Annotated in this window: 24 protein-coding genes and 1 riboswitch; of the genes, 5 read left to right on the top strand and 19 right to left on the bottom strand. The window is 44.5% G+C overall.

The genetic code is table 11. The annotated features are described in order from the left end of the window. Positions 1–44 precede the first annotated feature (44 nt). The gene (locus tag L1D31_RS03910) at positions 45–788 is read right to left on the bottom strand and encodes a phosphatase PAP2 family protein (protein WP_239835750.1); all 744 of its coding nucleotides are present in this window, start codon (positions 786–788) and stop codon (positions 45–47) included. 489 nt (positions 789–1,277) lie between these two features. Continuing rightward, a complete protein-coding gene (locus tag L1D31_RS03905) occupies positions 1,278–2,126 on the bottom strand; it encodes an NAD(P)H-binding protein (protein ID WP_239835749.1) in 849 nt (282 codons plus the stop codon). 98 nt (positions 2,127–2,224) lie between these two features. Between L1D31_RS03905 and L1D31_RS03900 the strand changes: the two genes are divergently transcribed. Then, complete coding sequence (locus L1D31_RS03900) at positions 2,225–3,136, top strand: LysR family transcriptional regulator (RefSeq protein WP_239835748.1); 912 nt, start codon at positions 2,225–2,227, stop codon at positions 3,134–3,136. A 69-nt stretch (positions 3,137–3,205) separates the two neighbouring features. Here L1D31_RS03900 and L1D31_RS03895 read toward each other — a convergent pair whose 3' ends face one another. After that, positions 3,206–4,018: a helix-turn-helix transcriptional regulator gene (locus L1D31_RS03895; protein ID WP_239835747.1), complete on the bottom strand. Its 813-nt coding sequence runs from the start codon at positions 4,016–4,018 to the stop codon at positions 3,206–3,208. A gap of 105 nt (positions 4,019–4,123) precedes the next feature. Here L1D31_RS03895 and L1D31_RS03890 point away from each other — a divergent pair, with 105 nt between their 5' ends. Continuing rightward, on the top strand, positions 4,124–4,930 hold the full coding sequence (locus L1D31_RS03890) for a sulfite exporter TauE/SafE family protein (RefSeq protein ID WP_239836370.1): 807 nt from the start codon (positions 4,124–4,126) through the stop codon (positions 4,928–4,930). Positions 4,931–5,298: 368 nt separating this feature from the next. Here the strand turns inward: L1D31_RS03890 and L1D31_RS03885 are convergent, their stop codons facing one another. From L1D31_RS03885 to L1D31_RS03870, 4 genes are all read right to left on the bottom strand, one after another. Then, a complete protein-coding gene (locus L1D31_RS03885) occupies positions 5,299–5,913 on the bottom strand; it encodes a YopT-type cysteine protease domain-containing protein (RefSeq protein WP_239835746.1) in 615 nt (204 codons plus the stop codon). Between the two features lie 151 nt (positions 5,914–6,064). Then, positions 6,065–6,727, bottom strand: coding sequence for a thiaminase II (tenA, locus tag L1D31_RS03880; protein ID WP_239835745.1), 663 nt, complete (start codon positions 6,725–6,727; stop codon positions 6,065–6,067). A gap of 36 nt (positions 6,728–6,763) precedes the next feature. Then, positions 6,764–7,594 (bottom strand): bifunctional hydroxymethylpyrimidine kinase/phosphomethylpyrimidine kinase, encoded by an 831-nt coding sequence (thiD, locus tag L1D31_RS03875; protein WP_239835744.1) that lies wholly within the window; start codon positions 7,592–7,594, stop codon positions 6,764–6,766. Positions 7,595–7,698: 104 nt separating this feature from the next. After that, a riboswitch (TPP riboswitch) is annotated at positions 7,699–7,796 on the bottom strand. 98 nt (positions 7,797–7,894) lie between these two features. Further along, on the bottom strand, positions 7,895–8,398 hold the full coding sequence (locus L1D31_RS03870; RefSeq protein ID WP_239835743.1) for a lactoylglutathione lyase family protein: 504 nt from the start codon (positions 8,396–8,398) through the stop codon (positions 7,895–7,897). Positions 8,399–8,613: 215 nt separating this feature from the next. Between L1D31_RS03870 and L1D31_RS03865 the strand changes: the two genes are divergently transcribed. Both L1D31_RS03865 and L1D31_RS03860 read left to right on the top strand, forming a co-directional pair. After that, positions 8,614–9,444: an HDOD domain-containing protein gene (locus L1D31_RS03865; protein WP_239835742.1), complete on the top strand. Its 831-nt coding sequence runs from the start codon at positions 8,614–8,616 to the stop codon at positions 9,442–9,444. A gap of 105 nt (positions 9,445–9,549) precedes the next feature. Then, positions 9,550–10,443 (top strand): LysR family transcriptional regulator, encoded by an 894-nt coding sequence (locus L1D31_RS03860; RefSeq protein WP_239835741.1) that lies wholly within the window; start codon positions 9,550–9,552, stop codon positions 10,441–10,443. Here L1D31_RS03860 and L1D31_RS03855 read toward each other — a convergent pair. The 6 genes from L1D31_RS03855 to ascB form a co-directional block, all read right to left on the bottom strand. After that, entirely contained in the window at positions 10,440–10,958 is a 519-nt protein-coding gene (locus tag L1D31_RS03855) for a VCBS domain-containing protein (RefSeq protein ID WP_239835740.1), read from the bottom strand. The genes L1D31_RS03860 and L1D31_RS03855 overlap by 4 nt on opposite strands. Positions 10,959–11,323: 365 nt before the next feature. Further along, on the bottom strand, positions 11,324–11,482 hold the full coding sequence (locus L1D31_RS03850; RefSeq protein WP_239836401.1) for a hypothetical protein: 159 nt from the start codon (positions 11,480–11,482) through the stop codon (positions 11,324–11,326). A gap of 396 nt (positions 11,483–11,878) precedes the next feature. Continuing rightward, positions 11,879–13,756 (bottom strand): PhoX family phosphatase, encoded by a 1,878-nt coding sequence (locus L1D31_RS03845; protein WP_239835739.1) that lies wholly within the window; start codon positions 13,754–13,756, stop codon positions 11,879–11,881. 637 nt (positions 13,757–14,393) lie between these two features. Then, positions 14,394–15,221, bottom strand: coding sequence for an arginase family protein (locus L1D31_RS03840; protein ID WP_239835738.1), 828 nt, complete (start codon positions 15,219–15,221; stop codon positions 14,394–14,396). A 7-nt stretch (positions 15,222–15,228) separates the two neighbouring features. Next, the gene (locus tag L1D31_RS03835; RefSeq protein WP_239835737.1) at positions 15,229–15,963 is read right to left on the bottom strand and encodes an IclR family transcriptional regulator; all 735 of its coding nucleotides are present in this window, start codon (positions 15,961–15,963) and stop codon (positions 15,229–15,231) included. Positions 15,964–16,143: 180 nt separating this feature from the next. Continuing rightward, positions 16,144–17,535: a 6-phospho-beta-glucosidase gene (ascB, locus tag L1D31_RS03830; protein ID WP_239836369.1), complete on the bottom strand. Its 1,392-nt coding sequence runs from the start codon at positions 17,533–17,535 to the stop codon at positions 16,144–16,146. Between the two features lie 212 nt (positions 17,536–17,747). Between ascB and L1D31_RS03825 the strand changes: the two genes are divergently transcribed. After that, complete coding sequence (locus L1D31_RS03825) at positions 17,748–18,173, top strand: universal stress protein (RefSeq protein WP_239835736.1); 426 nt, start codon at positions 17,748–17,750, stop codon at positions 18,171–18,173. Between the two features lie 62 nt (positions 18,174–18,235). Here L1D31_RS03825 and ugpC read toward each other — a convergent pair whose 3' ends face one another. From ugpC to L1D31_RS03795, 6 genes are all read right to left on the bottom strand, one after another. Beyond that, positions 18,236–19,363, bottom strand: a complete 1,128-nt coding sequence (gene ugpC / locus L1D31_RS03820) for a sn-glycerol-3-phosphate ABC transporter ATP-binding protein UgpC (RefSeq protein WP_239835735.1) — start codon at positions 19,361–19,363, stop codon at positions 18,236–18,238. Between the two features lie 9 nt (positions 19,364–19,372). After that, positions 19,373–20,107, bottom strand: a complete 735-nt coding sequence (locus tag L1D31_RS03815; protein ID WP_239836368.1) for an HAD family hydrolase — start codon at positions 20,105–20,107, stop codon at positions 19,373–19,375. Beyond that, a complete protein-coding gene (locus L1D31_RS03810; protein WP_239835734.1) occupies positions 20,097–21,518 on the bottom strand; it encodes a CehA/McbA family metallohydrolase in 1,422 nt (473 codons plus the stop codon). Before L1D31_RS03810 ends, L1D31_RS03815 begins: the two co-directional genes overlap by 11 nt. Positions 21,519–21,582: 64 nt before the next feature. Then, positions 21,583–22,863, bottom strand: coding sequence for an extracellular solute-binding protein (locus L1D31_RS03805; RefSeq protein ID WP_239835733.1), 1,281 nt, complete (start codon positions 22,861–22,863; stop codon positions 21,583–21,585). Between the two features lie 6 nt (positions 22,864–22,869). Then, positions 22,870–23,817, bottom strand: a complete 948-nt coding sequence (locus tag L1D31_RS03800; RefSeq protein WP_239835732.1) for a carbohydrate ABC transporter permease — start codon at positions 23,815–23,817, stop codon at positions 22,870–22,872. Between the two features lie 10 nt (positions 23,818–23,827). Then, the gene (locus tag L1D31_RS03795) at positions 23,828–24,712 is read right to left on the bottom strand and encodes a sugar ABC transporter permease (RefSeq protein ID WP_239835731.1); all 885 of its coding nucleotides are present in this window, start codon (positions 24,710–24,712) and stop codon (positions 23,828–23,830) included. Positions 24,713–24,718 lie beyond the last annotated feature (6 nt).

The raw sequence follows: 24,718 nt of genomic DNA, 5'->3' as shown, positions 1-24,718 counted from the left end.
GAGCATGACGTGCAGGACTAAGGCAGTATCAATGAGTGATTGAATCAGGTCGTTAAATGGGACCAGCGAGAGAACAGCTTTTCAGTGATCCGATCGAATTTTGGAGCCAACATATACAACATCAGGACAAATAGCACCGACCCCATAAGATCAACAGGTCGATGCATACCTAACCACAATCGGCTGTACGCCATACCAACTGCCCATACGCCTAATGCCGTAGCCAGCGCGTAGCGTCGATTGTGGATAAATAACTGCCCAAAGAAAGCAAGGCAAATGGCAGCAAAGATGGTGTGACCCGATGGGAATGAATAGTCTTTCTCCCCCTGCCAATGACGTGTACGCCACGAACTCACACTGTGAGAAATGTCGTTTATCACATCTTGCTGTTGCACTGCGCTTAAATTATAGAAGTGGGATGGTTGTGGAATCAGCAGTTGATGAGTCAGAAGTTCAGTATAAGGTCGTGGACTTTCTGTCATTTGTTTAAGGCCGGTTTTGCACACAAACCCGATTAAGAGAATTAATCCAAGCTGAGCCATTTTACTCAACCACTCGATACGGTTCGGGAGCAACCGCCAAGAAATAGCGACCAAAACAAACAGAGTGATAATGGCGCCTTTCGAGCCTGCAGAGTCAGTCAAGAGGGTAAAGGTTAGCCCCAGTGGGTCCGATACGGTACTCAGTAAATCAATATGGCTGGTCAATAAACTCATAGGCGCAATGAGCAAAAGAAAGGCGACTAAAAGGCCCGTACCATACTGTTTTTCGATAAGAAAATTCTTCACCGTGATATCCTGCACCGAATCTGTCAGATGCAAAATATTAGTCGACTCAAGGTGGAAAATTTATCAACTCCATGTCAATTTGATGAAAGATCGAACCGGCTTGCTCAAAGAGTCACAGTAAATCATTTTTATAGAAAATAACCAAAAACACACACATTCACAAAAGCCATTTCACCCGTAAATTCAACTCAAAAAAACAGATATGGCAGTGATTAAATCACCTTATCTTGGCGAGAGTGCTTCCACTAGTTGCTGCATGATTTTGACTACAGGCCTTTCTGTAACTCGCAGTGAATTGGGGTCAACAGAGCTGAGTACAATCTGACAGTTCAACTATATCGTATAACTTTCCAGTTATAGCATCACTTACTTAAATTTTATATATTTCAATATTTTAAATATAAAAAACACTTCTCTGCTATTGTTCACCGCTTCGATAACAAGCGATAACAGCTCCCAATACACAGGAGCTGTCATACCCAATTATCATTAGTTTACTTTTAACCAATCGGATAGTTTGGTTGAGGCCTTAAATGGGTGCTCTAAAGTGATGGGGTCTGGTTCTTCTCCGACATTCTCAGTGTACGACAGCAAATCGACAGCATCCAATAAAGTGTCATCACCCAATTCTTTGGCATACGCCCAAGCTTGGCTCTCTGTCATGTGATGCCGAGATAGGTTTTTTGTTTTTGCATAGAGATCAGCTGCTTCTGATATTGTGAAATATTCCGGCCCAAGTAAGGTTAATCGCTTATTGTATAGCCTAGGTAGTTTATAACTCTGCACAACAGCTTGGGCGTAGTCCTCAGCGCTAATCCATCGGATGGGCTTCGTTGACTCGCACATGGTAGTCACTGTCTCTTGATCAACTAATAAGTTTAGGGTCTCAAAAAACCAACTTGGCAGATATGCCATATATGGGATACCGCTGTTTTTTAATAAGCTTTCTGCTTCTAGCTTTGCTTGTGTATCAACTCTGAAGCTGTTCTGTTCATACGCTGTCGCAGTTGAAATCATAGTTATCAATTGTATTGACGATTGATCAACGGCTCGGAGGATCTGCTTTGTTCCCTCAACATGATTCTGGAGATAAGACTCTGGGCTGCAACCACTAAGATTGATATGAACAGCTTCTACATACTTCAACGCAGCAGCTAGACTCTCGTCATCAAATAAGTCTGCTTCGACAAACTCAAACTGCGAGCCTTGAAATAACCCACGAGCTTTAGACTGGTTTCTTGAAATGACGCGAACAGTATAACCATCATTAGCAAATGCTTTCACTACAGGTGAACCAAGCATTCCAGTAGCGCCGATCACAGCAATGGTCTTGAACATAATATACTCCTTATAAATGAAGCATTCATCATAAGCGCCATTGATTAAGATTATTAGTAGGATAAAATGATTACCTGCTTACCAAAAATGGGATAACAATGGATCTTGAAGCTAGCTTATGGTTTTTAACTGTGGCTAAAACTGGCTCTTTTTCGAAAGCTGCTATCGAACTAAAAGTACCCACCAGCACCGTAAGTCGACGTATTGCTAATCTAGAAAGCCAGTTAGGGACTACGTTATTGGTTAGAAATACTCGAAATATGCAATTAACCCAATCAGGAATAGAATATTTAGCTCTAACCAAACAGCTCGAAATAAGTTATCAATCATTAAAAGATTGGCAAGACACTCAATCACAGGTATCTGGTACGTTACGTATCACCGCCCCATTACAATTTGTTGATTGGCCTCTAAGCGACTGGGCCATCGAGTTTAAATCGATCTATCCAACACTCAACATCGAACTGGTTGGCAGTAATGAAAACCTTGATTTCTACGAAGATAGAATTGATATTGCATTTCGTCAGGGGCCCTTATTAGATTCCGATCTGAAACAAAGACGCTTGTTTGAATTGCAATACGGTATATATGCATCACCTAACTGGTTAAAAAAACAAGATGGTATCCAAGATTTGGAGTGGCTACAGGGACATGAAGTAGTAAATATTGGAGTTAAAGGAAAAGGTTTGCCATGGCTCGTTCAGCAAGATAACAAACCGCTCACAATTTTTCCGAACTCTGGCTTGTTACTAGAATCTCCGCAGCAGGTAGTGCGAGCCGCAAAAGCAGGTTTAGGTATGATATATGTTCCGTATTTTGATGCCCATTCAGCAGTAAGAAAAGGTGAAATTGTGCCCGTGTGTAAAGCACTGTGGCCTAATTGGATCAGCTTCTACCTTGTATTCCATGAGTCGAGAACGAAATCAAAAAAGCTATCGATGTTTATCGAGTTTATCTTCACCAAACAGAAAGAGCTGCTAAAACTCCCAGGTATTCTTGAGCCGATGTAACAAAGTCAATTTGATTAGATTGATCTAAACTCAGTCTGGACAAAACTAACCCAAATAAAATATTCGTAACTAAATACTGCGATTCGAAAAGTAACGCGTAGGTGACTCACCATAAACCCTGCGAAACATAGCGATAAAGTTACTGGGCGTTGAATAACCTAAAGCATAGGCAACTTCTCCTACCGATACTCCTCGTGCCATCATTTCTAGCGAATGAATTAGTAATATCTGCTGCCGCCATTCACTAAAGCTCATGTTTAACTCACTTCGAATCAAGCGTCTTAGTGTTCGAGATGAAGCCGCTCCTATGCTTGCCCAATACTCAATAGAGTGTTTGCTGTTTGGATCAATTAGAATCGCTTGAGTGATCTTTTGTAGCCTTGGATCTTTGGGCAATGGAAAATAAAGTGATTCGTGGGGGCTATTGCCAACTTCGTCAGAAATCACCGAAAGAATGCGCGTACACTTTGATGATAGATCCTCTGTTTTGCTCCATGTCGATACCCTAATCGACAAAACTTTTAAGACGTCACTCATTTCGATCACGCAAGGCCTAATTGGAAACTGGCCACAGACTTCTGGCGTAAACAGTAATGAGCGACCTTTCAAAGAACCACAAAAATACACGCTATGCATAGCGTTTGGAGGTATCCAACCCGCGCGATGAGGCGGTAAGATCCAAGTTCCTTCATCGGTTTTAACCTGTATTAGTCCTTCATCTATACACAACAACTGACCACGATAATGCTTGTGCCAATTATGCGGCCGTTGCTCCAACTGATTGAAATCACTCCGTTCATGCTGCCATTCCTTAGCAATTAACGCAGCTCCATTTTGCCATTCACTGTAATCACAGTTTGGTATTTCTTTAGAGATGTTCAACTTCGTCCATTATTCATTATTTTCTGTCCTTATAACGTTATCATGACATGATAGAGTTCGAGTAACCTTTTCGCATCGACCAGTTTTATCGAAGGCGGATCTATGATGAACGAATCTATCTTTATCTTTTATTACATCACAGCTGGATTAGGGGTTGGCTTTCTTGCCGGACTCGTTGGAGTTGGTGGAGGTGGTATGGCAGTACCTATTTTTGCGTTCCTGTTTTCCATACAAGGTGTAGCAGATTCTGAACTAATCCACCTAGCACTTGGGACATCGATGGCTTCGATGATCATTACAACATTGGGTAGTATGCGTGCTCACCACAAAAAAAAGAACGTTGACTTGAGCATGGTAATCAAAATGTTGGGCGGAGTTCTGATCGGCACATTTTGCGCGACCTTAATGGCATCGAATCTACAAAGCGTACACTTAGCAGGTTTTTTCAGCGTATTTATGTTGTATGTTGCTTATAAAATGTTTCGAAGCAAAGATCATAAAAACAATAAAAGTCCACATGGAGGCATCGGTAATATCACTGTCGGCTCAGTGATTGGTTTTATTTCTGCACTGGTCTCTATAAGCGGTGCCGGTCTAATAATCCCTTATCTTGTCCAGCAAAATTTTGAGGTAAGACGTGCTATTGGTACATCTGCGGCAATAGGCTTCCCAATCGCACTGTCTGGCAGTTTCGGGTACATGCTAAATGGCTGGGAAAATACAGATTTGAGCAACTTAATTTTAGGATATATATACCTTCCTGCAATGGTTTGCTTCTCCATCAGTAGTTACTTAGCTACTAGCCTTGGCGTGCGATGTGCTGACTATTTTCCAAGTAATATACTCAAAAAGATCGTTGGTATTTTATGTGTTGTTCTGAGTTTCAAAATGTTGGTACAGACACTGAATTAGGGACATCCAAATATAGCCAATTATAAGTTTACAGATTGATGCGGGTATAAATATTACCTTTTACTCATCCATTTTTTGTGTACCTCAAAACTAACTGATTATCCGAACTGTACATAGATACATACTGCATTTCTCAGCCAAAAATTAAGACTGATCAGTTGAATTCGTATATCAAGGTTTAGCGTTAGCAATTTGAGTCCAAACCAATACAATAAAAAGAGCCAGTTTTTCATAAAACTGGCTCCTCGCTTGCTTAACTTCTCTCGGCGACTCTAAGTAGATTCTTAGAGATTGGATGCATGCAGTAGTGAAAAATGGTAACCAGCTACACCTCACCGCGCCTTTATTAAGAAATGAACGAATACAAGTTACGCTGTTGCCACAGTCTTTACCATATGATATTGGAAAGGAGCATAGAAGTTCGCCAGTTTGGTCAACCAACTCTCAAAATCTTTGCTAGGTACTTCAAACTCGCCAAAGTTCGGCTCAAAAATGTACACCGTATCATTGTCTGTTTTTAGGCTGCCTTGCTTTGGTGACAAGGAACGATAAAAGGCAATAGTGTGCGCACCATCAGCTCCAACAACGGTTCCAGGAAACCAGAAGGAGTAGATAAAACCTGCGTGTTGAGGTTTGGTCACGGCTTTCACAATATTTTTGATGTTAAAGTATGAATAGTCGTATAAAAGCGCCGTTTCTTTCAAACCGCGTAGTGAAATCATCATCCTATCGGCTACTTGGTAAGAAGATCCACCTTCAGACCAACGACTGGCAAACGTTTTTTGTAATACTGGGTTACCAGCCCCATCACGCACAGATAACCGCTTCATACGCTGATCCGCATTGCCTTTTTTCTCGAACATAAAACTCAGCCACTCGATACTGAAGTTATGACAAGCACCATGAGTTGCTGCTGCAGATGTCCCTTTCTTCGCCTTCATAACATCCACCTGCGAAAAATTAGCAACAATATTGTCCTTCATAGATCCTCTCCAACTTATTGTTAACAGCAATAATGCCTTTAATATTCATTCAGTTAAAAATAGCAACTAAGAGAGTAGTGACCTAATTATTTTTTAGAGTAAAAATTCAGTTTATTAGTTCGTGAACCAATCATCCGAGCCTTTATTTACGCTAGATGGCATCTAGACCTTGTTGCCAAAACGCCACCTCCATTCTGGTCGCTGTTCTGAACACCTGAATCAGGCTCTGACCTCGTTGGCTATGCGGATTGATATCTTTTAAGAGCTGATTAAAATGCAAAGCGCTCTGCGCGACTCCATTTTGAAACGACTCACCACCATACAACTCAATCCAACTCGCATAAGGATTTCCTTCCAAAACGGTCTCCTTATTGTCTAACAAAGCACTTCCAATCACTGCATAGCCTATTGAACATGGCGCGAGAGCGGCATACAGTGCGACCAAATCCCCCATCATGCCCGTATCAAGCACATAACGCGTATAGGCGATAGTCGCAACATCTTCTGGTTCGTGTTCCAGATCTGATTCTGTCAGCCCCCACTGACCACAGTACGTCACATGATGATCTATTTCAGTTTCTAACAAGACTTGAACACTCGGTAATGCAAAGCGCATATCTTCCAATGTACGAGCTTTATAGATGGCTAAAGCATGAGCACGTACATACTGTTTAAGGAATAAGAAATCCTGCTTCAAGTAATGAAGAAAACAGTGTTGATCAAGAGTGCCGTGCGCCAGTTGCTGAACAAAATCGTGCTGCGTGTATGCCTGCCAGTCCGGCTGACAAGCTTCAATAAGATCCTGATAGTTCATTGTTTCGAATCCCCTTACTAAACATCGACTCTGCCGTTAACGAACATTGACATGCCCACAGAAAAAGTGATGAACGGGTCCATGTCCCTTGCCAACGTTGAGTTCATCAGCATGAGCGATGGCCTGCGAGATGTATTGCTTACCCAAATACACGGCTTTATGTAGTCTATTGCCTTGCGCAAGATAAGACGCAATCGCCGACGATAGAGTACAGCCTGTTCCATGAGTGTTTCGCGTTGGAAGTCGTTTGGCACTCAGAAGCTCACTCGTTTGCGCTAAGATCAGCAAATCATTGCTGTTGTCATCTTTTTCTAGATGCCCTCCTTTCAGCAATACCGCTTTGGCACCCAAAGCACGTAATCCTTCGATCATATTGCCCATCTGATCTTCATTTTCCGGCACCGCACTATCGATCAAAGCCGCTCCTTCAGGAAGATTAGGGGTGATCAGATCCGCCATCGGGATCAACTGCTCTTTTAATGTGCTAATCGCCGACTGCTCCAGCAGAAGATCACCGCTAGTTGCAACCATCACAGGATCGACCACCAAATATGCAGGTTGATACTGCCTGATTTTGTCTGCAACGACCTTAATGATTCGCGCATCAGCTAACATTCCTACTTTAACGGCAACAACATCGAGATCCGTAAACACAGCGTCAAGCTGACTTTCAATATGCTCAAGAGGAATTGGGTGAATCGCAGTTACGCCAAGCGTATTTTGTGAGGTGATAGCAGTGATAACTGAGCAGGCGTAACTGCCCGTTGCCGACATCGCTTTAATGTCGGCCTGAATACCAGCACCGCCGCCGCTGTCTGAGCCTGCAATGGTTAATACAATCGGTGGGGTGTCTTGTGAATGTGGCATGATGGCTCCTATTACAAGACGTACAGGAACTCTCTGCCAAATATGAAGTGATCAGTACAAGATCGAATCATAGAAAGCGAGTACACCAAAGCCTGCATATTCAAACCTCGGTGCGAATAGTTCCCTACGTCAGTGCTAACTGAATCAGGTTCTACGGGTCTCGTAATGCGATCTCAGCCCTAAGGCTCCCCGACTATTTCCCGCTGATAATAACAGTAATTAAAAAGCGAATGCACTGCTAAATTTGCAATAAGTGTAAATCGTCATTTAATCACTCATACACCTAAAGAGTTGAATGGCTTACTTGTAAGCACCCGCTGAGTAATGCAGCTCATAGCTGTGAGAGTAGATTTCAAGGATGTTACCGAATGGGTCTTCCATGTAGATCATGCGGTATGGCTTCTCACCTGGGTAGTAATAACGTGGAGCCTTCATGCGCTTTTTACCGCCAGCAGCCACAATCTTTTCTGCCAGCTCTTCCACATTTGGATCCTGAACACAGAAGTGGAAAATACCTGTTTTCCAATATTCGAAATTGTCTTGTGGGTTTTCCTGATTCCTAAACTCAAACAGCTCAACCCCGATACGATCACCCGTTGAAAGGTGAGCAATACGGAAACGCTCCCAACCGGCACCAAATACGTCAGTACACATTTCACCGATAGCAGAATCGTCTTCAACGATTTCGGTAGGTTCCATGATCAGGTACCAACCAAGTACTTCCGTATAAAATTTAACTGCTGCTTCTAAGTCAGGTACTGAAATACCGATATGAGAAAAATTACGTGGATATGGAGTAGACATGTAGACCTCTTCTTTACTCATGCATTGAGAACTCTCCCGTTTCGTTGAGTCCATATTAGGTCACACTTAAATCAATTAAAAATTATCAATTATTCTTATTTTAATAATTTTTTGTTATTAAAATATTTTCAGAACTTCTTCGTTTCCAACTTTGTATGAAACTAATTTACTGTTCTATAGTAAGAAAACTCATAAGTAAAAAAAGGAGAGTGCCAATGAGTCAAGAGGCTTTAATTTCTCGTCTTAACGAGTTACCAAGGATCCAGAAAGTACTGCAAGAACTGCTTGATATGGTGAATCAGGACGAGGTTGATTTTGGCGAGCTCTCGAGAAAGATCGCTACCGATCAGGTATTGAGTGCTCGATTACTTCGCATGGCGAACTCTGCCCATTTCGGTGGCAATAAAACGGTCTCTTCCGTTAACGAAGCTTTGCTTCGTGTTGGTACTGGTCCAGTAAGAACTCTGGTAGTGGCTTCCGTACTTTCTGGTGCGTTTCCTAAGCTCAAAACACTGGATATGAACCAATACTGGGAAGACACCTTCGAAGTTTCGGTCATTGCCAGCAAGATTGCCGACGAAACGGGTATGGATTCCAACGAAGTATTTACCACAGGTATTCTCCATAACATTGGAGAACTGATGATTCATACTTTAGTACCTGATGCTGCAGTCAAGATCCATGAACGTGCAGAGGCAGGAGAAGACGCGATTGCAGTCCAGGAAGAAGTACTGGATATTACTGCACCAACACTGGGCGCTAAGTTGGCAAAGACTTGGAAGTTCCCAGAACCCATGGTGGATGCTATCGCTAATTATCATGATCCTAGAGATGCAGAACTGTCACCTAAAATGGCCACCACCCTGCACTTTGCTCGCTCGATCCACCGTGATTGGGATAAACTAGACAGCGATGATGCAAAAGCACGCTATCTGGCTGAGCACCCTGACTCTCGCTTACTGCATATTTCTGCAGCCTTCGCGCCAACTGTCGATAAATTCCGCGGCAACGGCCGAGATCTCGCGACTCAGCTCAATGCAGCCTAATGTCAAATGGCGAGGTTACAAGCCTCGCCATTTTGCTCAGACTATCCAAACATCACGTTATCACATAGACTATCAAAAATAATTTTTTGTTATTAAAAGATGACTATGCTGAACCCATTGTGGCTGAAAACCTTTCAAACGTTAATCGATACCGGCCACTTTACAAAAACTGCAGAAAAGCTATTTATGACTCAACCTGGCGTCAGCCAGCACATAAAAAAGCTAGAGCAAGCATGCGGTCATGCTCTCATCACCAGACATAACAAAACATTTGAAATTACAGAAGCCGGGCAATCTGTCTACCGCTATGCCCTAAAAATCGAACATCAACAGGCTGAACTTCTCCATTCACTCAATATAGAAGACCCGTATTCAGGCAACGTTTTCCTTTCCTGTTCAGGAGCTCTTGCGCTACACCTCTATCCACATTTACTTAATTTACAATGTAAACACCCAAACCTAGTACCAAGGATAGAGGCAGCTCCACATCATAAAATTTTGGCAGATGTACTATCTGGAGAAAGTGACATTGGGATAGTAACGCATATACCTTCCGATTCTCGATTCGAAGCAGAGACATTAGGAGTCGAACCTCTTTGTCTGATGCTACCTGCCAGTATGTCATCAAAGAAGTTAACCGCTGATGCTTTGAAATCGATTGGTTTGATTCAGCATCCCGACGCTATCCATTACCTCTCACTGTATTTCGCCGGATGTGGGGAGCCGTGCTTAGAGAATATCAACATTGATGACATTCCCGCCACTGGGTATATCAATCAGTTGAATCAGATATTGTTACCAGTTGCCAATGGACTGGGATTTACCGTTTTGCCGAAAAGTGCCCTCGATTCATTTTCAGGCAAAGACGATATTGCTATTTATCAGTCACAGAGTGAGGTTGTAGAAACTTTGTTTTGTCTGACTAAAAAACACCGCCAGTTACCGCAGCGTTTTACGACCATAATGAAAGAGATCTCTTCTCACTTTCATCGCAATTAACCAACGGTCACTTCAGTCGCTAGCTCTTCAATCACTGCCCCGCCCTCTACACCAATCAATGTGAGGCTAATAGTAATGGGATCACCAGACTCCGAATATAGTGAGAAGCTTTCAATCTTACGCTCACCATGCTGAAGAAACTGCATTTTGATGTTATAAACCGAATAATCCCAGAACCCATCTTTATCAATGCTTAAAGAACCTAGCGTTCCCTTTGCTGCAACGATACTATTGGGGTCAAATCGCGTCTGGCGTCGGTGGCTGCCTGAAATAAGAAGTCGTCCCGAATCTATCAATAATGGTGACAATTCCCATTCTATAGCCTTGCTTGTCTCCTTACTGAGCATTTGACTGGCTCTTTCTCTTATTCCTTCAGTATGGCTTCGCAATAGTGAAATCGGCGTAGAACGTAATAAACGTAGACTTGCAGAAGGATTGACATCGGTAGACAAAGCGTAGGTTTCTGTACGATTAACAGCGCTTTCAGGATGGTGTGAGTTGATTGAGTGAGCCATAACCTTCTCCTATTTCCTCTAATTGCACTTGTCAAAAACGAACACATTTTTTATCAAGTGAGGTACAGTCACTAATGCAAGCTGTGCGCCAAAAAGATCGAAAAACAAATACGCACAAAAGTGCATATAATTCATTATGATAAAAATGAGAAAAAGACAACCGCATATAGATTTTCAATATGAGAAGCAAAACACAACAAGCTTCAGGCTCTATTTTCAATTTGCCAATAGGACATTTAATCATTCTATTCACCACACAGTGACTTAACTCAAACGTGATAAATAGGGGCAGAATTGAATCGGTAGAGACAAAAAAGGAGCCGTTATACAAGCGGCTCCTTTCCTCTACCCAATACCAATGCAATTTATGCTTCTAATACATCTTTTCCCGCGGCTTCTGCAAGGAGAAGCTGATCCGTTTCATCTAGCTGCATACCCAAAAACGGCAAACCGTGCTGGCATATCCAGCAGGCAAAGAAAACAACGATACCCAGAGCCACTAAACTCAAAACGATCATAGCCAAACCTCCTCCTTGGTTATCAACACATGTACCGATAACTCAGGTGCAGCTTCGAAAAGCTTGGACAGCTATAAGGCCTTTGTAAATACTTTATTCTTTGGCGTTTTCGATTCACTCTCAGCGGCATTTCACTGAGCCTTGTGTCTCGTATTCGTTCAGTTTTTCGTATTAACTCTGAGAGCTTACTCGGGTCTCTACACCTTTAAATTATGTGGGCACTCTTTCACTATAGTTATACCGTATACTCGGAGCAACTACATTTAGTGGTTAACAGCCAAAGGATCACAATTTTTATGCTTACTTACGCATATTTATCCCACTTGGTATTCTTAGAGGATCAAAAAAGGGGCAAACAGCCCCCTTGAGTAGTGCAAATATCCCCAATGGGAATGTTTAATTTTATGCGCCGATCACGCCACCATCTTCACGAGTGATCGCAACAATGGTTGAACGTGGTTTGCTATTACCACCCGCAGGGAAGTGCGAAGGTGCCCCTTTCTCACCCGGGTGCTGAACACCGACAAACATCGTTTTGTAGTCTTCGGAGAAAGTCAAACCAGTGATTTCACAAGCGACTGGCCCCGTTAAGAAGCGACGCACCTCACCAGTCATTGGATCACCACACAGCATCTGGTTGTTCCCTTGACCTGCAAAGTCTCCCTTGTTTGAGTAGTTACCATCGGTTTGGATCCACAAACGACCCGCCTTATCAAAACCAATACCATCAGGGCTGTTGAACATATTATTTTCATTGATGTTCTCACTACCTGCGTATAGGTTACCTTTATGCACAGTTGGGTTTCCTGCAATCAGATAAAGATCCCACTCGAACCCTTCACTGGTGTGGTCGCCATTCTGTGGCACCCAGCGAACAATCTGCCCGTAATGGTTTTCTTTACGTGGGTTTGGACCACCCACAGGTTGACCTTCCTTGACGCCACGGTTTTTATTGTTGGTCAACGTGCAGAAAACATGTTGGTTGTCTGGATGCACCGCAACCCACTCTGGACGATCCATGGTAGTCGCCCCAACCCGAGTCGCTGCTCGACGGGCAAACGTCACGACTTCCGCTTGGTCATGGAAACCGTTCTCTTTGGTCAAACCATTCTTACCATACGTCAGTTCTAGCCACTGACCTTTGCCTTTTAGCTCAGCATCATCCATCTCGAATTTAGCCACATACAGCGTGCCTTCTTCGAGTAGATTGCGGTTTGCTTTGTCATTGCCAGGCTGGTATTTGTTCTTCGAAACAAACTTGTAAAGGTGCTCACCACGCTCGTCGTCACCTAAATAGACGACTACATGCCCATCGTCATTGATAACCAGCGCCGCATTTTCGTGCTTAAATCGACCTAGAGCAGTACGTTTAAGCGGTGTTGATGTTGGATCATGCGGGTCAATTTCAACCACCCAGCCAAAACGATGAGGTTCATTCGGATGCTTGGCCAAGTCAAAACGCTCATCAGTGTCATGCCATTGATATTTGCTCTTCTCTGCAACAATGCCATAGCGTGCATGATCATCCGATAAGTCAGCATCACTGCTGGTACCAAAGTAGCCATTAAAGTTTTCTTCACAAGTCAGGTAAGTCCCCCAAGGAGTCTGGCCATTGGCACAGTTGTTGAACGTACCCAAAGGCTTCATACCAGTTGGATCAAGCTTAGTCTTCATCAAATCGTGACCTGCAGCTGGGCCTGTCAGCTGCATTTCTGTTACCGCTGTGATGCGACGATTGCGCTTACCATTTTTGTCCAGTTTCCATTCACCACCCGACTTGACGATTTCAAACACAGTCACGCCATGAGCTGCTTGTGCTTTCAATACATCATCTGCGGTCATCGCCTTGCCGCCATGATCAAATAAGTACTCATAATTGGTGTACTCATTATTAACTGCGATTACCGCACGATCCTTAGTGATCGGGAACAAGCTCATACCATCGGTGTTATCACCAAACTGGCTGAGCTGAGCCTTAGAGTCTTGCTTACCGCTCGGATCGAATTCAGGCGCATCAGCAAATATCGGGTCACCCCAAGATAACAAAGGCGTTGCTTTATAGCCTTTTGGCACAATAATCGCATCGGATGTAGAGGCCGGAACAGCGTCAAAATTTAGTAACGTACTTTTCTTGTCTGCGGCGAATGCCTTAGTGATAGGGTTAAGTGACAGAAACGCGCCTGCACCTACTGCTGCGGTACCAGCCAAGAAACGGCGACGAGATAAGCCCGCCTCGATCATTTGGCTAAATTGAGAATCTTGCTCATCGCGATTCCACATTGCTGACTCCTTGCTCGAGTATGTTTTTTATTAATAGCGAGCGATAATAGACAGTAAAAATGACAATCTCGTTAAGGTATTGTTTCTATTAAATAAAGACGATATTACAGTTTAGTTCGAATTACATTGCACTCCCATGAAAGTGAACCTACCTTCACTTTTTACAAGTAAGGCGTAATGAATATGCAAAAAAATGTGATCTAGAACCTGGCGTTATCTTGATTTGGTCGCTACATTAAATCTTGTTCATGAGGAACTTGATTCACATATGCTCAATGACGAGCAAGTCATTAAAAAGTGAGGGAATATCATGAAGAAAATGAGAAAAGCACAACTTCACCGTGTCAGAATCCAATATTGGAAAGACGCCAATAAAGACACAAACAAGAAGTAACCTGCATCCTTTCAACCTGCTCTAACAGGTATCAACGACTAAGTTGGCAATTCATTGCCAGCTTTTGAATTTCTCAACCCTACAAGTCTATTTATCGTAAAATTTGTCTATCAACACATAGATCATGACATAAACATTACGAACCACCGCTCTTACCTATTGGATAATATGGCGTCTTAAGCAACATTACGCACACACTATCTATGCTCACAGCTGGCAGTTCACATTTAGTATTCGACCCAATTACGCCACTAAAGGACTTGATGGATATAAATCCGCCAGTTGGCGTAATATACTTTGTGTTTCTTTGGAATAGAGGTGTTTATCTTTATACCCAGTCAGATGAATACAACGCACCTGAGAAGAAATGAGTACTTGGCGCAGGATTCGATTAACCATGGTCACTTCGAAAGTATGGCCTGTATCTAAGTGTGATGGCGGATAAAGACAATCAAGATCCAAGCAAATAATGAGATCATCACAATGGGAAAGAAAACTGGCAATTTGCTGCTTAACCTGAAACCGGTGACCGAAACTACACTCAGGGAGTGTTAACCAATCACATCCCAGATCTTCAGCGTATTCGCATACTTTATCGTTGTGGCTTTGTTCAGCAATTCCCAAAAAGAACACTCGACATTGCGCATAGCGAGATAAAGCAAAGTGGTATACCGAGCCTCTTTGTACACCCAAGTCCGGATTAAGCTCAAAGTCTCGGCCAATATGGATAATCCCAAAACTCTTTTCGGTCGATTGAAGCAAAGGCAATGAATAGAGTAGAGTCTCGCTATTGTTACTCAATACAACAGGTAAGCATTGGCTATCCATCACCTGACTTAACCATAATACATAATCATCAACGGCTCCCTGTAAATTGAAATGACCGCCATGTTGCCATGGATAACCACTTTCCTGACACATCCACTCAAACATCTCTTCTAAGTTTTGATCGGCCATTTCAAAGTCGATTTTTGACATGGGCTTAAGGTATTCACTGACACTGGCTAACGTTAAACACTGTGGAGCGATTAACGCAGGAATACTTTGATGACGACGAAATAGCCCAAACATACACAATTTACCTCTCTGGGGGCAAAGCCCTCGCTGCCTGTAGAACATGCAAAATAATTCTTTGCTGATTCTGTTGGACACGATGAGCAGGCGCCATTACGGACACCGCCCCCACCAGCTTAGAGCCTTTCATGACTGGTGCGCTAATACCGGATACACCAGCATCAATCTCTGATGTGCTGAGGGCATAACCTTGATGGCGAATTTGATCTAACTCCAATTGCCATTGCTCAAAGCGATGGTACTCACCAAAATGACGTAGAATCTTCTCGCATCTTGGTGCAGGCATATATGCAAGCATCACTTTGGACGATGCACCTTTAAGCAACGGCTGACTCTGCCCTTCCACATAACTGCATCGTAATGCTTGCATACTTTCCTTACGGCTCACACATAACGCGCGATAGCCAACTGGCACCATGTAAGCCGCCATTTCTTGAGTCTGTTTTTGTAAGCGATTCAATACTGAATCGACCGAATCAAGGTTATGCTGCTTACTCTCATAGCTCCTCATCAGCATCAATGCTGCCGGACCTATGATCAAGGTTTTGTCACTTGCACTTTCTTCAATCAAATTCCATTCTCTGAGCAATTTCAGATGACGATATAAACTGCTTATTGGCGTCCCCAGCTGCTCACTTAACACTTTCGCTGTGACTGGCTGTTCATTGACGGCGACCTGCATCAAAAGTTGGAGTACCTTCTCATTCACTTGCCCTGAGCTTTGCTTCATCGTGTTCACTTTCGGTTTTACCGCCTTATTGGATTGACGCGCAAATTATATTCTCACTCAATGAGGATTTATAAATAAATCAAACCTATCATTCTCATTTAATGGGAAACAGACCACTACTTAGTATCTTTCAGCTCACTCATTGCTGCACCAATGGATACAGTAAAGGAGCCAAATGGCTCCTTTACTTCAAGATTTTAGCGATGCTCCGTGAGTTCGAATAACGTCCTGATACCAGAAAAAGCTTTTCTTGCGTTTACGCTCTAATGTGCCACTACCATCGTCATGGCGATCAACATAAATGTAGCCGTAACGCTTACTCATTTGTGCAGTGGAGTTGGCAACCAAATCAATCGGCCCCCAACTGGTGAAGCCCATTAATTCCACCCCATCCAATACGGCTTCTCTGGCCTGAACTAAATGATCATTGAGATAGGCAATGCGATAATCATCTTCTATCTTCCCATTGGCGTTGATTTCATCGCGTGCCCCCAGCCCATTTTCAACAATGAATAACGGCTTCTGATAGCGGTCATAAAGAAAGTTAAGCAAGATGCGTAGCCCTTTAGGATCAATCAGCCAACCCCACTGACTTTTCTCTAAATACGGATTTGGCACGCTGTCGACAATGTTACCGACCTCTTTCTGCTTGGGATCCGCACTAGCACAGCCACTCGCATAATAGCTGAATGAAATGAAGTCAACGCTGGCGCTCGCCAGTTCCTCTACATCACTTGGCTGCATGTCAATCTCAATCCCTTTTTCACGGAAATAGCGAAGCATGTAACCTGGGTAACGACCACGAGTCTGGACATCACCAAAAAACAGCCATTTGTTATTTTCCTGCATCGCCGCGATGACATCGTCAGGATTGCAGGTGTACGGATAATTGAGCGCACCAAGCAACATGTTACCTATCTTGGCATCTGGAATAATCTCATGACATAGTTTCACCGCTTTTGCATTAGCGACAAGCTGATGATGTATTGCCTGATAAATGGCCTGATCACAGGCCTCTTCAGCCAATCCCACACCGGTAAACGGCGCGTGTAGGGACATGTTGATCTCATTAAACGTCAGCCACAGTTTAACCTTGTTCTGATAGCGCTCAAACACGCTACGAGCATAGCGTTCAAAGAACCCAATCAGCTTACGGCTTGCCCAACCACCATAGTTTTCTACCAACGCATAAGGCATCTCGTAATGAGACAAGGTGACAAAAGGCGTAATGTCATGTTTCGCTAGTTCGTCGAAGATACGATCGTAATACGCCAATCCCGCTTCATTAGGCTCTGATTCGTCACCATTCGGGAATATACGCGTCCAAGCAATGGACAAACGCAAACAGTTGAACCCCATTTCATTAAACAGAGCGATGTCTTCTGGGTAACGCTGGTAAAAATCTATCGCCAGATCTTTGATACCATCAGTGCGTTGCTGACGCGTCTGGTGCGGACTGAGAATCCCACTGGGCAACATGTCAGACGTCGATAGCCCTTTGCCATCGAGATCAAAACTGCCTTCCACCTGATTCGCCGCAATCGCGCCGCCCCACAGAAAATGCTTAGGAAAAGTTGTCATCATATTCTCTCTCACTTCGAGCCTGAACTGAGTGTAACTCACATTTTAGGAACAAAATGAGGCTGAGGTGTCTCAGCATTATTTCCTAGTTTTACTGACTATCAACACGCGCCAACTAATGCAATTTGTCGCATTTCCGCGATCTCTTAGACAACATTTTTCGGTAATTCGCTCTATGATGAAATGAGTCAGTTCAATAGGAGGACATGGTAATGAAATATCGACATATTCTGGTCGCGCTAGAGCTTTCTGAAGAGAGCAATGTGTTGATTGAAAGAGCGGTATTTATGGCTAAGCAGCATGACGCGGAGATATCGCTCATCCACATTGATGGCACCCATGGAGAAATCTATCCAGAGCTGGTCGACATTCACGCCGACGCCAGCGTCAGACCACTCAATGAACACTCAATGGAATGGTTGCGAGCGTTCCAAGCCAAGCTAGATTTTCCTGTGAAGCATTTTTTAGTCGGGACTGGCGATCTGGGCGATAAGCTTAATGACACCATTACAGAAAACGGCGTTGATTTGCTGATATGTGGCCACCATCAGGACTTCTGGAGCAAGATCATTTCTTATTCAAGGCACCTGATCAACAAATCTCCGGTCGACATTTTGGTTGTGCCAATTCCAGATTAAATCAACGAGTAAGAGAACCAAAAAGCCATCCTTCACGGATGGCTTTGTCATTTTATGTGCGGCTACACAAGGGCTTGCTCAGTATCGATATCAAAAATATGACACTCAGAGACATTAAAATTCAATAACGTCTCTTCACCATTAAACACCATGCGATCTGCATCAAACGGCACACGAGCAATCAATTTATCTCTGCCAACTTGGAAATAGAGGTATAGTTCATTGCCCATCGATTCCACAACGTTAATAGAGTGGTGCTGAGTGTTAACATCTGAGAGTGGCGCATCATGGTTCGCCAGTTGAATATGCTCTGGGCGAATACCAAACCACACCCACTGGCCGATTTTTTGCCTTGCTAAGTCTTGCTTACTTTCTGGCAACGTCCATCGAGTACCGCTTTCTGCGAGTACATTGATGACACCATCAATTTCCTCAATACGCGCTTTAATGATGTTCATCGCCGGAGAGCCAATAAAACCTGCCACAAATTTGTTGGCTGGATAGCGGTATAAGTTCATTGGGGTATCCACTTGCATGATTTCCCCCTGATTAAGCACACAAATGCGATCCCCAAGCGTCATAGCTTCCACCTGATCATGGGTCACATAAATCATGGTTGCATTCTGCCCCTCCGCTTTGAGGTCCGAATGCAGCTGAGCGATGCTTACTCTGGTTGACACTCGCAATTTGGCGTCAAGATTCGACAACGGCTCATCAAACAGAAAAACATCGGGCTTGCGCACCATCGCACGTCCAAGTGCAACACGCTGCCTTTGACCACCCGACATTTCACCCGGTTTGTTTTGCAATAAATGTTCAATCTCTAACGTTTTTGCCGCTTCAGAAATGCGCTGATCAATTTCCGACTTTGCCAGTTTTTGCTGTTTAAGCCCGAATGCCATGTTTTCATACACTGACATATGTGGGTATAGCGCGTAGTTCTGAAACACCATTGAGATACCACGGTCTTTCGGCGGTAAATCGTTGACGCGTTTGTCACCGATGTAGACATCACCATGAGAAATCTCCTCCAGACCAGCGATCATTCTTAAAGTGGTCGACTTAGCACAGCCAGACGGGCCAACGAACACCATAAATTCGCCTTCGCGAATGTTCAGGTCAACACCATGAACCGCTTTGAAACCATTGGGGTAGATTTTTTCCACCCCTTTAAGCGTGACTTCCGCCATAGCTTATCCTTAAATCAACTCGTTAAATGCGTGTGGGTCAAAATGGGCTACCGATGGAATCACCAGATCCGCAACAGGCGTCAATTCGCTTTCCAATGCGGTTCCAGTCAGAACACCGATTTTCTTCGCCCCTGCATTAGTGCCAAACTCCATATCTGACACCGTATCGCCAAACATGATCACTTCGTGTGGCTCAACACCGCATTGCTGACAAAAAGCATTCAACAGTGCTGGGGCTGGCTTTGGTTCAATGTCACCGTCCGAGTAACCGACATAATCAAACATTTCGCTCAAACCAGATTGCTGCAAAGTGTAAAGTGTTGAGTCTTTGGTATCTGCGGTAGCAATGCCAAGAATCATGCCTTGCTGTTTAAGTGAATTCAGTTTTTCTGTTACCCCGGGCAGTGCTTCAATCCATTCAGGATGATTGGCGACATGATGGTTAAACGCCTCTTTGGTCACACGGGTAAACATTTCCAGAGAAACGACTGGGCGTAGGATCTCGAACCAAGCTTTGGCCGTGTCTTCCACCGGATTAGACGCCAACAGACCATGGTTATCGACTGAGTCGCCCTCTACGCCGATGGCTAAGAGTAACTCCGCAACTGTGACGTTTTGATGACCCTGGTTTGTGTCACTGAAATCCTTTACCGTCTGGCACGCACTGCGTGAAGCGTTGAGCCACATATTGTGGAACTCCAGCAGAGTGCCATCTTTATCAAACAATAGTGCTTTAAACTTCATCACTATTAAATCGCTCCATAAGTTCACCCCAGGTGTTGACCAGAGGCGTAGTAAAAATAGGTTGGTCGCCGTCATAAACGGCGTTAATGCAACCTTCAAATTCATCATTCTCAGCGCGGCGGATATCGATACGACACCAAGAGTAGCCGGCTTCTACAAACAGCATTTTCTCAGTGCTTTGCAGTGTGATTTTGGCAACAACAACGCCATCGACAACGCATTCGGCGTAATAAGTATGCTCAACATCGTCCACAGCCAATTGGTAGCACAATGCCTGCCCTTTAGAATCGCAGCCAGGTAATAATTCACTGTTGTTGATAGCAAAAGATAAGCCGCAGCGACGCTCTAAATAGACATGTCCACTACGTAGCCCAGCGAGAATACCTTCACCACTGAGCCCATGACTAAACACAAAGGTCGACGGGTCACCGTAGAGTGAAGGTTCCGTCGCTTTCGGATTGCGCTCATGAGGTTCTAGGTGGGAATCACTGCCGCCAATGGCGCTGATTCTATGGCCGCAATTCCACATTTCGTTCAATACGTTAAGCGCTGAGTTTGTCGCTTTAGGTGATGTTGACCAAGTCGGATCGCAACACACCTCAAATGTCGATACTTTATCGAGTTCAAGTGAGGCATATTGCCAGTGCCATGGCTTCATCATCGGGTGGTTAACACTGATAGAGCTATGAGAAGCGTTGGCCAATGCCAATCCTGCTTCCATCACACTTTGGCTGCTATGCTCAACATGACGCAAATCCAGCGCAGATTGTGGGCCATGAACATTGAAGTGCCCAAGGTCTGTAGTCACTTCAAGGGCAGGCATAAACAGGCATTGCTCAGACAAAGGTAATCTTGGCTGGCAGATGTTGTGTTCAGTAAGAAAGAAGAAATCTAAGCCCTGCGCTTCGACTATCTGTTTGGCTGCCGCAAGGGTGTTGTGTCCATCCGATAACTGAGTATGTGCATGTAGATCACCTCGATACCAGCGAGACTCTGAGCTCAATAACCGGCTGTAATCAAAAGAAATCTGATGATCCAAACCTACAGTCGCGACACTGTCTATAGCTAGAGTATCAACCGGTTGATCAAACGCGATATTCACCTGATACTGCATCGCCCGCTCAGAGCGAAACTCACCTTCAAGGTTGTACAGCTCCAGAGACCACTCCCCAGCAACCAACTCACCGTCAATCGCGCCAAACCCTGACTGCTCTGCACAGATATTCAGTGACTTATGAGCCTTTTCAAACAATACCTTGCCGCGAAAATGACCATGACTATCGTACGCTGCTGCGTATAAGAACCCTTTAGTCACGGTCGTGCCCGTAATTTGAATGGCCTCAGCACCATGCGGAACCCTAAACGGCAACGACACTCTGCCGAAGGTCAGTTCACCTTGAAATTCTATCATCGGTTTCACCAATTAAGTCCACTGTAGGATGGAGGAGCCTACCCAAGCAGGCTCCTTATCAAGATTAAGAGCGGTTGACTCTGTCCAGCGCACGCTGCGCTTTCTTCGCCGCTTGTTTCAGCGCTTTCTCAGCAGGTACGTTCTGAATTTGAATCTGATCGGCGGCCACTTTCAGCGCATCCATGATCTTGCCATTGGTTGGGTCTAGGAAATCCTGGCTGGCGAAGCTTGCCTGCTTTAACGGAATCAGCGCTTGTGGGTTATCTTTGGTGAACGCCTGATACTCAGGCACGCTTTCTACACTCATACGTACAGGGATGTAACCTGTGAACATAGACCACTTCGCTGTGTTCTTAGCATTGGTATAAAATTCCATAAACTCAAACGCACCTTGTGCTGCCTTTTCGTCGGTCCCTTTCGGCATTACATAGACAAGAGCACCAGCTTGAGGTGCGGATGGGTGAGAACCCCAACCAGGCTGCGTGGTTGCAGCAAGTTTAGTGAAATCAAGATCGCCCTGATCACCCGATGAGCCTGTGTAACCTAGGGCGTTGTCTTTCATGACATCATCAATGGTCTTGTACCAGTACTCCCAGCCCTGACCACCGTGGTGAATACGCATGATTTGGTCTTCGTGAATCCATTTACGGAAGCTGTCCCACACTTCAACCCATTGCTTTGAGTCAATCAGTACTGTTTTGCCATCATCGCTGATCACCTTAGCGCCATTAGAGAACGCGGCGTCGATCATATTGTCCTGACCCCACATCGGTTCCCAACCATAAAAAGTCGTGTTGCCTTTCGCATCTCGCTGAGTCACTTTTTCAGCAACTTTAGCCACACCCTGCCAGGTGCTCAGGTCTTTCTCTGTAAAGCCATTGTCTGCCAACACTTTCTTGTTGTAGTAAAACACCTGAGTCGTACCATAAGCTGGTAAGCCAATCACTGTTCCATCTTCAGCCGTCACCTGATCTTTAAACGCCCCGACAAAATCCGAGAAGTTGAACTCTGCGTCCATATACGGTTTAAGATCACGACTCAAGCCGCGCTCATACATCGCCTCAGCTCGGACTGAATCAAGCAGAACCACTTCCGGAGCGGTTTTTGAAGCCAAACCTGCCTGCAGTTTCTGATACGTTTCGGTGTAGTTTCCTTGCAATGCTGGCTTGATAACATATTCATCTTGGCTGGCATTAAACTCTTCAATCAGCTGAGTCATCAGCTTCTGAGGTTTTGTACCGCCGGAATACCAGAAATTCACTTCCGTTTTTGCCAGAACGCTACCCGAGACCATTGAAGCGCTCGCTGCGCCAACACACACTAGTGCGAGAGTTTTTAGTTTCATTTCCATTTACTCTTTTACGCCGTTATCGGCGATACCTGAAAGAATCGTCTTTTGACACAAGACGAATAGAATCAACAAAGGCAATACGGCAATCGTGCTGGCTGCCATAATTTGCGACCAGTTAAGACCGTAATTGCCTTCGGCGATGAAGTAGTGGCGAATCCCGGTTGCAATCAGGTTCAACTCTTGTGAAGTGATCACCAGACTCGGCCACATGTAACTGTTGTAGTTCGTGATAAAGGTAATCAGGAACAAGGTGGCGACCGCTGCTCTGCATTGAGGCAGCAAAATCGCCCATAAGATTTTCAACTCACCCGCACCATCAATACGTGCCGCTTCGATCAGTGACGGATGGATTTTGATGAAGACCTGACGCAGGTAGAAAACGCCAAAAATAGACGCTGCATTGGACACCACCAGCCCCATATGTGAGTCAAGTAGCCCCAGCTTCGCCAGCGTGATGTAAGATGGAATATAAGTCACCGCCCCCGGCAACATGTAACAGCCCATCACAACAAAATAGAGCACCGTCTTTGAGCGGAACTTCAGCTGAGTCAAGGCATAAGCGAACATCGCAGAATTGATGATCACTAGCAAAGTCGTAAAAAGCGCGACACTGAAGCTGTTGAAAATGTACAGCCCAAATGGTGCACTATGGAACGTCTCAATAAAGGTCTCCCAGCGAAATTGCTCCGGAATCAAATTCAGTGGGCTGGCAAAAATCTCATCGTTCGATTTCAGAGAACCAGACAACATCCAGAGAAAAGGGAACACCATTAACGTGCCGCATACAGCGAGAAACAAGTGCTTACCTATAGGAGTCAGTGTTTGTATTTCCAGTCGCCTACTGGCCTTTTCCTGAACAGCCGGTATTGACTTGTCAGCAGCCACCGCCTGAAGCGGCTCATTTATCTGGCGTAATCGTGGCGCGCTATCCATAACTTGTGTCGTCATTATCCTATCCTCAGTAGTAAACCCAGCGTTTACCAATGTAGGTATTTGCCAGTGCCAGTAGTCCAGTGATCAGGAAAATCACCAATGATGTCGCCGCCGCCGGCCCCATTTCATAACGCTCAAAAGCTTGCTGATAGAAGAGATAAAGTAGTGTTCGAGTCTCACCACCAGGCCCGCCTTGTGTCAGGATCTGGAACTGGTCAAACGCCTGGACCGCATTGATGATGTTAACCACCAACAAGAAAAAAGTGGTCGGTGACACTAGCGGTAACGTGATTTTGAAAAAGCGAGTCAGACTGCTGCAACCGTCAATCAGTGACGCTTCATAGAGAGAACTAGGGATTTTGTTGAGCGCACTGATGTAAAACAGCATGGTCCAACCGATGGCCTGCCAAATAGTGACAATAATCACCGCGACCATGGCAGTATCGCCCTGCTCCAGCCAAGCAATCTTGTCGAAGCCCATCGACATCAGTATTTGATTTGCCAGACCGGATTTGGACTCAAACACCCAAGACCAGACAATCGACACCGCTACCGTTGGTGTAATCCAGGGTGAGAAGATCACTGCACGATAAAACTGACTGCCCGCAAAGTTTTTATGCAGCAGTAAAGCAAACACCAGCCCCAATACCACAGTCGGAATAACCACACAGAGAGAGAACCAAAACGTGTTGAGTAACGCCTGAGTAAACTCAAAATCCTCGACCATATACTGATAGTTTTCCAGGCCGATGAAGTCGTATTCAGGCGAGATGTAATCCCAATCTGTAAAGCTGATATAGATTGAGTAGCCGAACGGCACTAACCAAAAAGCCACCAATGGAATCAACAATGGTGCCGTGAACAGCAGCACTTTGAGGTGGTTCGATATTTGTTGTGAGATTGTACTCATGGTTTG

It is taken from the genome of Vibrio sp. Isolate23 (assembly GCF_022398095.1).
Classification (GTDB): Bacteria; Pseudomonadota; Gammaproteobacteria; order Enterobacterales; family Vibrionaceae; genus Vibrio; species Vibrio coralliilyticus_A.
This window is presented reverse-complemented; position numbering and strand designations above follow the sequence as displayed.